The organism is Streptomyces sp. NPDC096323 (assembly GCF_040302845.1).
In the GTDB taxonomy this organism is placed as follows: domain Bacteria; phylum Actinomycetota; class Actinomycetes; order Streptomycetales; family Streptomycetaceae; genus Streptomyces.
Genome location: NZ_JBEOSI010000008.1, coordinates 27866 through 40275, shown reverse-complemented (window position 1 = coordinate 40275; position 12410 = coordinate 27866). Strand labels below are relative to the sequence as shown.

Below are 12410 nucleotides of genomic sequence, written 5' to 3'. Positions count from 1 at the left end.
ACCGCCTTCCGCGGCCTGTTCGGGAGCGCCCGGGGTGGCTAGGCTCTGTTCCGGCCGCAAGGACGAGCGGGAGGAGCCCACGTGGCACCCAGGACGACGCCCCAGCAGCATGTCGCCCGCTGGGACGAGCCGGATCTCGACCTCGGCAACGCCCGGTGGAGTTCCGGCAGTCAGGGCATCGGCGACGTCCAGATCGCCTTCGTCGAGGGGTTCATCGCGATGCGCAACGCCGGGCGCCCCGGCAGCCGGCCGCTGGTCTTCAACCCGGCGCAATGGCGTGCCTTCGTGGTGAACGCCCGGCACGGCGAGTTCGACGCGGGCTGACGGCCGCGCATGCCCGTGCCGCACGAGCGGTGGCGCACAGGCGTAGGTAGCGTCGGGGGTGTGACAGGTGAGAGTGATCTTCGCGTCCTGCTGAGCGGCCTGCGTCCGGAGCTGAACCCGGGGCGCTACGTGTACGTGACCGCGCCCGACGGAGCGGTGCCCGACGGCGCCCGCCCCGTCGTCACGGTCCGTGAGGCGGAGGGTCTCACGCTGGTGCTCCCGCAGGCCGAGGCGGCGGCGGCCCGACTGCCGTACTCGTACGTGGCCGGGTGGATCACCCTGCGTGTGCACTCCGCGCTGGAGGCCGTCGGCCTGACCGCCGCCGTCTCGCTCGCCCTCACCGATGCGGGGATCAGCTGCAACGTGGTGGCCGGGTTCCACCACGACCACCTCTTCGTCCCGTACGACCGGGCCGCCGAGGCCGTCGCCGTGCTGGAGACGCTGGCCGCGGAGTCGGCGCAGGGATGACCGCGGGTCCGGGGCGGCGGAGGGCCGCCCGGACCCGCCGCCGGAGCCGGGGCAGGGCGGAGGCGGCGGAGCTGCCCGGCCCGGCTCGGCGGGGCGGCCCAGGACACGTAACATGTCTGCATGTCCTTCCTCCGCCGCCGTAGCGCCGCCACACCCGCGGGCCCCGACTTCGACGTCCTGGCCATGGACCCGGGCGACTGGCCCGGAAACCTCGGCGCCGGTCTGCTGCCCGCCCCCGACGGCAGCTGTCAGGGCGTCTTCCTGCGCTACGACCTCTTCGGCGGCCGCGGCCCCGCGATGATCATCGGCAACCTCCCGGAGGGGTCGCCCGCCCGCGAGACCGAGGAGGGCCAGGTCCCCTTCGAGGTGGCCCAGCTGCTGCTCGCGCTGGAGAACGACGAGCCGGTCGAGGTCACCGGCACCGAGGACATGCCCGTAATGCAGGGCGACAACCTGATGATCGTCCGGCGAGTGAAGCTCTCCGAGAGCCGCATCTCCTGCGTCCAGTTCGACCGCAGCGACGGTGTCCTCGTCACCATCGCCAGCTGGGACCGGCCCATCACCGACGACCTGTACACCCTCCTGAAGCCGCTGCCCGCCGAGCTCTTCCAGCAGGGCTGAGCCCGCGCACGGCTTCCCCGCCGACATCGAAGGGAAGCCGTGCGGGCCCGCCCTACGCGCTCGCCCCCGAGAGCTGAGCGAACAACGACGTCACCTGCGCCGCCGAGGTGCCGAGCCCCACGGGACCGCTCAGGTGCCATGGGGCCCCGGTGCCCCGCCGCAGGTCCTCCTCGCGGTAGCGCCTGCACCCACGGTGCCAGATCAGAATGCCCGCGATCCAGTTCTTCAGTTCGAGCACATAACCGGCAAGGACCTCCCGCGCTTCGGAGTCCAGAGCGAAGTCGTCGTACAGCACCGGGAGTTCCTGCTCGGCGACATGCAGGAACTGGCGCAGCCGGGACTTCATCAGGTCGTAGACGATCTCCATCGCGGTCGGATAGTCCACCCCGAAGAAGTTCTGCACGACCAGGACACCGTTGTGCACCTCACCCTCGTACTCGATCTCCTTCTGGTACGAGAACAGGTCGTTGAGCAGCGCGGCGTAGTCGGCGGCCGCGTTCTCCAGGGAGCGCAGCGGGCCGCTCTCGTAGATTTCCGGCGGCACCGTCCTGCCGTGCCCGAGCCGGCACAGACTCATCGTCAGGTCCGAGCCGAACGTCATGCGCCGCATCTCGACGTAGTCCACCGGGTCGGGAATCCGGTTCTGGGCCTGGTTCGCCAGCTCCCACAGCCAGCTGGCGGTCATGTCCTCGATGGCCTTACGGAACGCACGCCTCCCGCTGTCGTCCATCGGCGCGGACGTGCGCACCCAGAGGTCGGACAGGGCCCGCTCCAGCGCGTTGACCGGCTCCGGCGGCGCGCCCCCGTCCAAGGGCATGAAGAGCGACAGCCGTTCGTTGGCCAGCCGGGCACCCGCCAGATCACGGGACCGCCCGTGCACCACGGGGAACCAGTCGTCCCCGTAGGTCCCCCACGCCAGCCACTGCGAGGACAGGTCGAGTTCGTCGGGGGTGGCGTCCGGATGGATCCCCGCCGCGCACAGCGGGAGGTCGATCGCCAGCAGGCGCTGCTCGTCCCAGATGTGCGAACCCGGTACCCCTGGCTGTGCCTGAAGGAGGCCCATCCGGTTCGCCCAGTCGACGATGCGGACCCGTGCCCCGTCCAGATGCGGACTGAGCGACGTACCGAACGGCAGGTCGAAGCCGGGCAGCAGGGACGGGCCGACGTGCTGGTAGGGCAGATGGGTATGGCTGCGCAGCCTGGCGGATTCCGAACGGGGCGTGAAACGGATCGACGCGGCGGCCATCCCGAAGCCCGGCTCCGCCTTCTCGGCGCCGCCGTCGTTCATGTAGCGGCTGGAGCGCATGTGCCACTCATGGCCGCCGGACTGCCAGTCCTGCAGCCCCTTGACGTACGCGAGCACGGCCGCCGTCTGCGCCGGATCGAGGCCCTTCTCCGCGCAGAGCGGGCCCAGTTCGGTCAGCGCGGTGTTCTCGAACTGCTGGAGCCGTGACGTCAGCAGGTCGTTCACCGCCTCCGCGGCCTCCTGCGTCGAGCAGTCGAGGAAGCGCTCGAGGACCAGGACGCCATTGCTGTTCTCGCCCTCGTCCTCGACCTCCCGCTGGTACGAGAACAGGTCGTTGCGCAGATGGACGCCGTCGGAGAACGCGTCGCGCAGCACGCGCAGCGCCCGTTCCCCTGCCACCGCCTCGGGCACCTCCGCGCCCGCCGCGTACTCCACCAGCCCGGCCGACCAGGGCGCGCCGCCCACCTTGCGCCGCATCTCGATGTACTCGACGGGGTTGGCGATGCGGCCCTCGTTGATGTTGGCGAGCTCCCACAGCGACTCGTTCAGCAGGTTCTTCGTCGACTCGGCGAACCGCTCCCGCCAGGCGTCGGACATGCCGGGCACCGTCCGCGCCCACAGATCCGCCAGCCCCGCCTCGACCGGGTTCTCCGGCTCCGGCGTCGGCGCTCCCCGCTCCATCGGCATGAACGCGGGCAGCCGGTCCAGGTACGCCTTGCCGCCCTCGCGGTCCGGGGTGCGCTTGAACAGCTCCAGGAAGTGGTCGTCGAAGAAGAAGACCCACACATACCAGTCGGTGACCAGGGACAGCGCCTCGGCCGAGCAGTCGGGGTGGGTGTAGGCGCACAGCAGCGCGTAGTCGTGGGAGTCGAGGTCCTTCTCCTCCCAGATGCCGGAACCCTCCAGCATCCCTATGGCCCGCGCCCATGTCTTCGTGTGCTGCCGCGCCTCCTCGACGTGCGGGTTGAGGCGCGCCGGATACGGAACATAGAAGTCCGGCAGGGTGAAGGGCTGTGCCATGTGCGTCCGGCCTTTCGAAGAGCCTCCGCGTGCGTGTCACGCGGATCGGTCCTGTCGGCGCGAGCACTACCCTTCGGCCGTCCGGGGCACGCACAGCCGCCATTAGTCACACAAGAAGTGCGCTCGTTCGAGGGACGGCGACGGCCGGGCCGGCCTCGCGTAAAACTCAGGTAACGCGCCACCGTCAGAATCCGTTCGGCTCTTTCGGTCCGCAGGTCGGAGCACCTGCCAGTGGTCTGGTCCACTGGCTCAATCCGCCGCTGTCACAGCACCCTTGACGTGCCATCACCTCGGGTCGGAGAGTGTGCGCGCACCACGGAACACGAGATCGGAACGCGCACACCTCTCGATCAGTACGGCTCCGCCAACGCCCAGCTCCAAGAAGGGTTGTCATGACGTCCAAGCAGAGGACCGGACGCGCATTCGCGCTGACCGCCGCCGGCGCACTGAGTCTCGCGCTGCTCAGTCCCGCGGCACACGCCGGCGCGGACGGGGTGCGGCCGGAGTGCCCGCGCGGTCTCGACTGCGACTGGGTGCCGGCCGCCTACCAGCAGACCGGCGACCCGGCCGACAAGGAGACGTACGGCAACTTCGACACAGCGGACCGGCCGCACAGCAACAAGATCAAATTCATTGTCCTCCACGACACCGAGGAGGACTTCGACACCACCCTGAAGATCTTCCAGAACCCGCTGAAGCAGACCTCCGCCCACTACGTGGTGCGCTCCGGCGACGGCCATGTCACGCAGATGGTGAAGAACAAGGACGTCGCCTGGCAGGCCGGGAACTGGTACCTCAACACCCACTCGATCGGCATCGAGCAGGAGGGCGTCGCCACCGAGGGCGCGCAGTGGTACACCCCGGAGATGTACCGCTCGACGGCTGCGCTCGTGCGCTACCTCGCCGCCAAGTACGACATCCCCCTCGACCGCCAGCACATCATCGGGCACGACGGGGTGCCGCCCACCAGCGCCGCCGGCACGAGGAACATGCACTGGGACCCGGGCACCTATTGGGACTGGAACCGCTTCATGGCGCTCCTCGGCAAGCCCACCGTGCCGACCGCCCACAAGGACCGCGAACTCGTCACCGTCAGCCCGCGGTTCAAGGACAACCCACAGGCCTTCCGCGACTGCGAGAAGGGCGTGGACCTCCCCGTACAGGCGTCCAGCGCCGTCCCGCTCCACACGGAACCCTCCGCGGACTCGCCGCTGTTCTCCGATCCGGGCCTGCACACGGACGGCTCGCCCGGCACCAACTGCGCCGCCGACTGGGGCAGCAAGATCAGCGCCACCCAGCAGGCCGTCGTCGCCGACCACGCACCGGGCTGGACGGCGATCTGGTGGTACGGCAAGAAGGCCTGGTTCAGCACTCCGGACCGTACGCGCACCACCACCCCCACCGCCGGCTACGTCGTCAGGCCCAAGGCAGGCAAGGCGGAGGTGCCGGTGTACGGGGTGGCGTACCCGGAGAAGTCCGAGTACCCGGCCGGCTTCGCGGACCAGCGGGTCGGCACGCCCCTGCCCTACACCATCAAGGCCGGCCAGTCCTATCCCGGCGGCGGGCAGGCCCCCACCGGCTACTTCTACGCGCCGACGATCGACTCCTCGTACCCCTTGGACCACACCTACTTCATCGGTCAGCAGAAGTACGTGACGGTCCAGATCGGCCACCGCATCGCCTTCGTGAAGGCATCCGACGTGGACATCGTCCGCACACACTGAGTCCGGCCGGGCGATAAGCCCCGGAGGCCCACGGGCAGGACGGCAACGCGCTGCGGGCCCGGTGTGTCGGCACCGGACCCGCAGCATCCCCCGTCGGACAGGTCAGCGCGTGCCGACCGCGGCGCGCACGGCACTGCGCGCCATGGCGCAGTCGTCATGCAGGCGGCGCAGCAGCAGTCGCTGCTCCTCGCCCGACGACAGCGCACCCGGACGGTCCTGCCCCGTCCTGGCCGGAGCGCTGGTGTCCCGCATCGCCCGCTGGAGGGCCGTCTCGTACGTCCGGATCTCCCGCGTGAGCACCAGCATCAGGTTGACCAGGAACGCGTCCCGCGCCGCGGGACCCGCGACCTGGGCCAGCTGGCTGATCTGACGCCGCGCCACCGGCGCGTCGCCCAGCACCGTCCAGAGCGTCGCCAGGTCGTATCCCGGCAGATACCAGCCGGCGTGCTCCCAGTCCACCAGCACCGGTCCGGTGGGCGACAGAAGGATGTTGGAGAGCAGCGCGTCACCGTGGCAGAACTGCCCCATGCCCTGCCGGCCCCCGGCATGGGCCAGGCCGTGCAGCAGCTTCTGCAGGTCGCCCAGATCACGGTCGGTGAACAGACCCAGCTCGTGATAGCGCGCGATGCGTGCCGCGTAGTCCAGCGGGGCGTCGAACAGACCGGCCGGCGGACGCCAGGCGTTGACCCGGCTGACCGCGCCGAGCACGGCCCGCAGATCCGCCCGGGGCGGAGCCTCCGAGGGGTGCCTGGTCAACGCCGCCACCCGGCCGGGCATCCGCTCGATGACCAGGGTGCAGTTCTCCGGGTCCGCAGCGATGAGCCGGGGCACCCGGACCGGCGGGCGGTGCCGGACGAACGCCCGGTATGCCGCTATTTCGTGGCGGAAACGCTCCGACCACGCGGGGGAGTGGTCCAGTAAACACTTGGCGACCGCGGTCGCACGGCCGGTGGAACCGACGAGGAGGACCGAACGGCCGCTGCGCCGCAGTACCTGTACCGGATTGAACTCCGGGCAGATGCGGTGCACCGAGGCGATCGCCATCCTCAGCTGAGCGCCCTGCGGGCCGGACAGGTCCAGTCTCCCGCTGAGCGAAGGGGCGCCCGGCCCTGCCACGCGCCGGGTCCGGCCGATGCCGGGCGCGGGGACGACGGCGCGGGGATCGAGATACGGTCCGCCACCGCCCCCCAGGGGACGCAGCGGCCGGGGCGGGGCGGACACGGAGGACGATGCTGTGTACATGGGCGAGACAGATCCCTTCGTGCGCCGACAAGTTGCGTGCGCCGCCCCGGCCGGCGGCCGTCCGGCACCCTGGGGAGTACCGAGGGCTGCCGGGCGGGGTGGCGCTTTCCTACCTGACACCGGCGCGCGGGTGTCTCTCGACCTAGCGCACCCTGGCGAACCCTGGCGAATAGTCGCAAGGCATCTGACAGGGGGTTACTGTCAACACAGCCGAGAACCTGGGGGCTTGACGTGACCGGAGAACCCAACACCCGCCTGTCTGATCTGTTCGGCCTAGCCGGCTGGTCCAAGGGCGAACTCGCGAGAGCGGTGAACCGGAAGGCGGCGGCCATGGGCCACCCGCAGCTGGCGACCGACACCTCGCGCGTCAGGCGCTGGATCGACATGGGGGAATCCCCGCGCGATCCCGTACCCGAGGTGCTGGCAGCCCTGTTCACCGAGCGGCTCGGTCGTGTCGTGACCATCGAGGACCTCGGGTTCGGCCGACGCGGGCGTGTGGGGAAACGGCGAGAGACCGGGACGGAAGACAATCCCGATCAACTCCCGTGGGCGCCCGAGCGGACGGCAGCGGTCCTCACCGAATTCACGGGAATGGACCTCATGCTCAACCGACGCGGCTTGGTGAGCGCGGGCGCCGCGCTCACCGCCGGCTCCACGATCGCCGGCCCCATGCACGACTGGCTGCACACCGACCCCGTACTGGCGGCCGACGCCCCACGCATCGACGACCCCGTGCACGCGGACGCGGCCGGCTACGACCGGTACGAGGCCGCGCCCATCGGCTCCGAAGAAATCGAGGCGCTGGAACGCTCCGTGGAGGTGTTCCGCGCCTGGGACGCCGCCCGCGGCGGCGGCCTCCAGCGCAAGGCCGTGGTGGGCCAGTTGAACGAGGTGGGAGGCATGCTCGCCTACCGCCACCCCGACCACCTGCAGCGCCGTCTCTGGGGCGTCGCCGCCAACCTCGCCGTACTCGCGGGCTGGATGTCCCACGACGTCGGCCTCGAACCCACCGCCCAGAAGTACTTCGTCATCGCCGCCCACGCCGCGCGCGAGGGCGGTGACCGGCCGCGGGCGGGCGAGGCACTGTCCAGGGCGGCCCGTCAGATGGTCCACCTCGGCCGTCCCGACGATGCACTCGACCTCATGAAGCTCGCCAAGTCCGGCTCGGGCGACATGGTTCTGCCCCGCACCCAGGCGATGCTGCACACCATCGAGGCGTGGGCGCAGGCCTCGATGGGCCGGGGACAGGCCATGCGGCGCACACTCGGCCTGGCGGAGGAGCTGTTCGTCTCCGACAAGGGCGATGTGCCACCGCCCAGTTGGATGCAGATGTTCGACGAGGCCGATCTGCACGGCATGCAGGCCCTCGCGTTCCGCACGCTCGCCGAACACGACCCCTCGGCGGCCGTCACCGCCCAGCGCCATGCGAAGCAGGCACTGGAACTGCGGATCAACGGGCGCCAGCGGTCCAAGATCTTCGACTACATCTCGCTCGCCTCGGCCTGCTTCATCGCCGACGACCCCGAGCAGGCCGACCGTTACGCCCGGCTGGCCCTGGTGACGATGGGGGAGACCTCCTCGCACCGCACCTGGGACCGGCTGCGCGAAATGTACCGCCTGACGGGTCAGTTCGCGGGCTACGCGAAGATCAAGGACCTGCGCGAGGAGATCCAGCTCTCGCTGCCGCCGAGCTCCGTCATCAAGAAGCCCAGGAGTTCGGAGGTCTGATCCGGGCGCCATGACGGTGGCGTCATGCGGGCCATGAGCGTCACGCGCACCATGAGTGTCATGTGGGCCATGAGGAAGAGGGGTTGCGAAGAAGGCGCGGCGTGAGAAGACGCGCCGTGAAGAAGAGGCGCCGCGTGGAAGCGGCGCCGCCCCGAACCACCAGGCCCGTTCGCGCTATGCCCCGATGCGGGCGATCAGTACACACGCGTCGTCCAGTCGCTCGGCTCCGCCGAACTCCTCGACGACCGCCCGTACGCACTCCTGCGCCGTACGGGCCTCGGCGAAGCGTGGCGCGAGTCCGAGCAGCGTGTCCGTGCCCGGGCGGAGGCCATGGTGGCGGCTCCCGGTGCCCCGGGCCAGCCCGTCGGTGTGCAGGACCAGCACATCCCCGGGCAGCAGGTGCAGTTCGTCCTGCCCGTACGCGACCCCGGACGCCGCTCCGAGCAGTACCCCGTCCGGCGGGGGAATCGGCCGCCCGGCCCCGTTGCGGAAGAGCAGCGGCGCCGGGTGTCCGGCCTGCGCCCATTCCAGGCTGCGGGTGGCGGGGTCGAACCGGCAGCACACCGCGCTGCCGAGCGCGGGCTGGACCGAGGTCTCGAGTAACTGGTTCAGGTGACCCATCAGGGTTCCGGGCTCGATCCCGGCCACGGCCATGCCGCGCAGCGCACCCAGGATCATCGCCATGGCGGAGGTCGCCTGGATGCCGTGGCCGGTCAGATCGCCGACCGTGAGCAGCGTACGGCCGTCCGGCAGTTCCATCGCGTCGTACCAGCCGCCGCCGATCAGGGCGCTCGAATCCGACGGCAGGTAGTGGGAAGCGATGTCCAGCGATCCGGGGCCCTGGTCCGGGAGGGTCAGCGAACCCCGCCACGGGGGAAGGACGGCCTCCTGCAGCTCCACGGCCATCCGGCGTTCGGTCCTGGCGATGTGCTGCTGGCGGTGGAGCGAGTCCTGCGTCCGGTCCAGCACCTGCTGGCTGCGGCGCAGCGCGCTGACATCGCGCAGGACCGCCCACATGGAGGCGGTGCAGCCGTCCGCGTCGAGGACGGGTTCGCCCATCATGTGCAGAGTGCGCGTCTGTCCGTCCGTGCGCAGGATGCGGAACTCGCCGTCTATCGGCTTGCCGTCGACCAGGCAGGCCGTCACCAGTGCCGTCAGCAGAGGCTGGTCCTCGGGCAGGAGGACGGAGGGGAGGTCGTCCAGCGAGAGCGGCCCCGCCTCGGGCGTGCGGCCGAAGATCTGGAGCAGTTCCTGCGACCAGCTCACCTCGTCGGTCAGCAGGTTCCATTCGGCACTGCCGACCCGGCCGATCAGTGAACCGGGCTGCTCGTCGGCGGGTGCGTTCAGGGGCGCCGGCAGCGCCGCTCCGGTGGCGAACCGGTCCGCGGCCTGTGACGGCAGCCCCCGCCTGAGCTGTCCCAGGTGGGCGCCGAGGTCGTCGAGCTGATGGACGGCCAGATCGCACAGCGCGCGCTGCCAGCGGAGCTGGGGGTCGTCCTCGTCGACGAGGACGGTGTCGCGCCGCACCGCGTCCACGTCGCCGCGCAGCCGGTGCGTCCGGTTGATCAACGCGTCGACGGCATCGCGCTCGGGCGGCTGGGGGGCGGGGCGCTCCGCGGGCGGGTGGGGCTGCATGTCGTACTCCGATACAGGCGCGGTACAACCAGGTCTGAGGGTGGACCGGATACGACTGTCGCACAGCCGCCACGAGCCCGTAAGTGCTTTGGCGACACTCGATGCGTTCTTGCACCTGGCATATGTCAGCGGCTGATCGGAACCGGGTTTCGTCGAACACCCTTGCTGTCTGCGGCTGTTGATGCAAGTCATCCGGGGCCGGATCCCTGCGCGCACGCCCGTGCACGCTGCTTTCGCGCGGGTGCGCGCCGGCCCGTTCGGGCATATGCGGGCCGGAGCCCCCGCGCGGGCGGGGGCTCCGGAGGTGGGGTCTGTCCGCGGCGTCAGCAGAGGGCGATGCGACCGTAGGAGCCCATCTTCCACTTCCATTCGAGGGTTTCGCCGGGGGAGGTGGTCCAGCAGCTCCGGTCGGGACCGTGGTCGATCACCAGCTGGATGTGCATGTTCCGGCCGCAGTTGTTGGTCGTCCAGGCGGTCTTGTTCTGCTTGATGACCTCGCGCGCCACGCATGCGGGCGCGGTCGGTCCGGCGGCGGCCGCCGGACCGGCCGTGGTCAGGGAGCAGGCGGTGATCATCGCGGTGACCGCGAGGGTGGTCAGGGTGTTCTTCAGGCGCATGGCTCACGTTCCTCGGGAAGTCGGCTGGAATGCCGGGCGCACGGATCAACGAGCGTCGTGGCCCCGCGTGACGGTCGTCGCGCGGTGCTCGGGTGGCGCCGAGAGGACCGGCCGGGGGTGGGAATGCTCCGGCGCACGCCCGCGTTGCATGGCCAGAACGAAAACGAATCCCGTTCCCGTCAAGGGGCCGGGATCGGTACAGCAGCCAGGAGGTGCCCATGGCCCGCAGTGAGGCCCGTCCCGTCGTCACCCTCCGCTCGACCGCAGGAACCGGTCAGAGCTACGTGACGCGCAAGAGCCGTCGGAACGACCCCGACCGTCTGGTCCTGCGCAAGTACGACCCCGCGGCCGGCCGGCATGTGCTGTTCCGCGAGGAACGCTGACCGTCGCCCGGCCCTTGTCGCGCGCTGCGGCCCGGCCGTCCGTGCTGTGGATCACAGTCCGCGGTGCGGATTCCCGGGAACGGGGCGCGGTGGTTTATCGTTCACCTATATGTGGATGACGCGCTGAGCGCCCACCCCGAAACCGCCCCGGCTGGATTCCCCCGATCCGGCCGGGGCTTCCCCTTGTCATGCCAGCCCTCGCGCCCGCCTGAAACGCGCCAGCCCGTCGGCCGGCTCCACCACCGGCTCCGGGTAGTCCGGACCCGCACGCCCGGGTCCGCGCAGTTTCCAGGGCTCGTGCACCGCGGGTCCGGGCGCCCCGGCCGGCTCCGGTACCCGGCGGCGGACGTAGCGGCCGTCCGGGTCGTACCGCTTGCCCTGGATCACGGGGTTGAGTAGGCGAAGGCCGATGCCCGTGGTCGCTCGTCCTGGGATCTCCGCATCGATTCGTCCTGCCGTGCCCGCCGGGGCCGATAGTCCACCCGGCCGCTTCGACCAGTCCGGCCCGCACCCGGCCCCATCGCGCCGCGCCGGTGCGCGCGTCGGCGTTCCGGCGTCAGGTGTGGCCGGGCCGGGCGGGGGCATCCGTCGCCCATGGACACAGAAGCGGAAAGACACGCGCGGCAAGGAGGACGTCACCGGGCATGGGGCCGTCTGCTCCTTCAGGCAGCCATCCTGGCGGCGGCCTTTCTGGCCATGACCGGATTCTCCGTCGTCCTGGCGAAGGTCACGCTCACACCGTCGCCCGCTTCACAGGATCTCGTCACGGCGAACCTCCACCCGGGCCGGTCGCTGCGGCAGTACGCCGAGGACTACACCTTCCTTGCCGCCTGCAAGCAGGCCGGCGGCAACCTCGTGCTGGGCATGCCGTTCGGTGTCCTGCTGCCGATCCTCGTGCCCCGGCGGCTGCGCATGATCCGCATGGTCCTGCTGACCGTCCTGGTCATAGTGGTCGTCGAACTGGTGCAGGGGGCGCTGGTCGCGGGGCGCGCCTTCGACGTCGACGACGTCATCCTCAACACGGCCGGCGCCCTGCTGGGATACCTGCTGCTGGGGCGGCGCCTGAGCCACCGCTACCACGTGCTCGCGGCAGGACCGGACCGCACGGCCCCGCCGGTCGAGACTCCGCAGCCGAAGCAGCCGAAGCAGCCGAAGCAGCCGAAGCAGCCGAAGCAGCCGAAGCCCGACCGCGCCCCGGTCGCCCAGCCGTGGACGCGGAGGCTCCACGCGATACGGGCGAGCCTCACCCGCGGACGCGTCCGCAAGGGCTGAACCGGGCCCGGTCACGCGACAGAAGGTGCACCCGGCCGCGGGCCGGGCACCCGATCGGCCCGCCGCCGATTGCGGGGTGCTCCGGGCGGTCCCAGCGTGAGGGGACGCCGCATGTCCGCCCGGCGTGAGG

At 70.7% G+C, this 12410-nt stretch carries 11 protein-coding genes and 2 pseudogenes; 7 read left to right on the top strand and 6 right to left on the bottom strand.

Annotated features, from left to right (window positions below; all coding sequences use genetic code 11):
- Positions 1–81 precede the first annotated feature (81 nt).
- The 3 genes from ABTX18_RS22450 to ABTX18_RS22440 all read left to right on the top strand — a co-directional run bounded on the left by ABTX18_RS22450 (position 82) and on the right by ABTX18_RS22440 (position 1413).
- The gene (locus tag ABTX18_RS22450) at positions 82–324 is read left to right on the top strand and encodes a DUF397 domain-containing protein (RefSeq protein WP_352124503.1); all 243 of its coding nucleotides are present in this window, start codon (positions 82–84) and stop codon (positions 322–324) included.
- Positions 325–384: 60 nt separating this feature from the next.
- On the top strand, positions 385–792 hold the full coding sequence (locus ABTX18_RS22445) for an ACT domain-containing protein (RefSeq protein WP_352124502.1): 408 nt from the start codon (positions 385–387) through the stop codon (positions 790–792).
- Positions 793–912: 120 nt separating this feature from the next.
- On the top strand, positions 913–1413 hold the full coding sequence (locus tag ABTX18_RS22440; protein ID WP_136326885.1) for a hypothetical protein: 501 nt from the start codon (positions 913–915) through the stop codon (positions 1411–1413).
- A gap of 52 nt (positions 1414–1465) precedes the next feature.
- On the opposite strand, the gene ABTX18_RS22435 is transcribed toward ABTX18_RS22440, so the two are convergent.
- The gene (locus tag ABTX18_RS22435; RefSeq protein WP_352124501.1) at positions 1466–3679 is read right to left on the bottom strand and encodes a terpene synthase family protein; all 2214 of its coding nucleotides are present in this window, start codon (positions 3677–3679) and stop codon (positions 1466–1468) included.
- A 392-nt stretch (positions 3680–4071) separates the two neighbouring features.
- Here ABTX18_RS22435 and ABTX18_RS22430 point away from each other — a divergent pair, with 392 nt between their 5' ends.
- On the top strand, positions 4072–5403 hold the full coding sequence (locus ABTX18_RS22430; protein ID WP_352124500.1) for an N-acetylmuramoyl-L-alanine amidase: 1332 nt from the start codon (positions 4072–4074) through the stop codon (positions 5401–5403).
- A 102-nt stretch (positions 5404–5505) separates the two neighbouring features.
- Here the strand turns inward: ABTX18_RS22430 and ABTX18_RS22425 are convergent, their stop codons facing one another.
- Entirely contained in the window at positions 5506–6645 is a 1140-nt protein-coding gene (locus ABTX18_RS22425) for an aminoglycoside phosphotransferase family protein (RefSeq protein ID WP_352124499.1), read from the bottom strand.
- Positions 6646–6876: 231 nt separating this feature from the next.
- Here ABTX18_RS22425 and ABTX18_RS22420 point away from each other — a divergent pair, with 231 nt between their 5' ends.
- Entirely contained in the window at positions 6877–8373 is a 1497-nt protein-coding gene (locus ABTX18_RS22420; RefSeq protein WP_352124498.1) for a DNA-binding protein NsdB, read from the top strand.
- A gap of 174 nt (positions 8374–8547) precedes the next feature.
- Here ABTX18_RS22420 and ABTX18_RS22415 read toward each other — a convergent pair whose 3' ends face one another.
- Together ABTX18_RS22415 and ABTX18_RS22410 are read right to left on the bottom strand one after the other, a co-directional pair.
- Entirely contained in the window at positions 8548–10008 is a 1461-nt protein-coding gene (locus tag ABTX18_RS22415; protein WP_352124497.1) for a PP2C family protein-serine/threonine phosphatase, read from the bottom strand.
- Between the two features lie 323 nt (positions 10009–10331).
- Positions 10332–10625, bottom strand: coding sequence for an alpha-amylase inhibitor (locus ABTX18_RS22410; protein ID WP_352124496.1), 294 nt, complete (start codon positions 10623–10625; stop codon positions 10332–10334).
- Between the two features lie 218 nt (positions 10626–10843).
- Between ABTX18_RS22410 and rpmG the strand changes: the two genes are divergently transcribed.
- Positions 10844–11008, top strand: a complete 165-nt coding sequence (gene rpmG, locus ABTX18_RS22405) for a 50S ribosomal protein L33 (RefSeq protein WP_311314148.1) — start codon at positions 10844–10846, stop codon at positions 11006–11008.
- A 186-nt stretch (positions 11009–11194) separates the two neighbouring features.
- On the opposite strand, the pseudogene ABTX18_RS22400 reads toward rpmG, so the two are convergent.
- Positions 11195–11410: pseudogene (locus tag ABTX18_RS22400) on the bottom strand (FAD-binding domain-containing protein); the annotation flags it as partial.
- 192 nt (positions 11411–11602) lie between these two features.
- Here ABTX18_RS22400 and ABTX18_RS35855 point away from each other — a divergent pair.
- Positions 11603–12001 (top strand): annotated as a pseudogene (locus tag ABTX18_RS35855) (VanZ family protein); the annotation flags it as partial.
- Between the two features lie 80 nt (positions 12002–12081).
- On the opposite strand, the gene ABTX18_RS35850 reads toward ABTX18_RS35855, so the two are convergent.
- The gene (locus tag ABTX18_RS35850; protein WP_503061197.1) at positions 12082–12255 is read right to left on the bottom strand and encodes a hypothetical protein; all 174 of its coding nucleotides are present in this window, start codon (positions 12253–12255) and stop codon (positions 12082–12084) included.
- Positions 12256–12410 lie beyond the last annotated feature (155 nt).

What these genes read in the sequence shown, in the direction of transcription:
- ABTX18_RS22435 (WP_352124501.1), bottom strand. Translation starts at nt 3,679, where the DNA reads ATGGCACAGCCCTTCACCCTGCCGGACTTCTATGTTCCGTATCCGGCG.
- ABTX18_RS22440 (WP_136326885.1), top strand. Translation starts at nt 913, where the DNA reads ATGTCCTTCCTCCGCCGCCGTAGCGCCGCCACACCCGCGGGCCCCGAC.
- ABTX18_RS22430 (WP_352124500.1), top strand. Translation starts at nt 4,072, where the DNA reads ATGACGTCCAAGCAGAGGACCGGACGCGCATTCGCGCTGACCGCCGCC.
- ABTX18_RS22425 (WP_352124499.1), bottom strand. Translation starts at nt 6,645, where the DNA reads ATGTACACAGCATCGTCCTCCGTGTCCGCCCCGCCCCGGCCGCTGCGT.
- ABTX18_RS22410 (WP_352124496.1), bottom strand. Translation starts at nt 10,625, where the DNA reads ATGCGCCTGAAGAACACCCTGACCACCCTCGCGGTCACCGCGATGATC.
- ABTX18_RS22415 (WP_352124497.1), bottom strand. Translation starts at nt 10,008, where the DNA reads ATGCAGCCCCACCCGCCCGCGGAGCGCCCCGCCCCCCAGCCGCCCGAG.
- rpmG (WP_311314148.1), top strand. Translation starts at nt 10,844, where the DNA reads ATGGCCCGCAGTGAGGCCCGTCCCGTCGTCACCCTCCGCTCGACCGCA.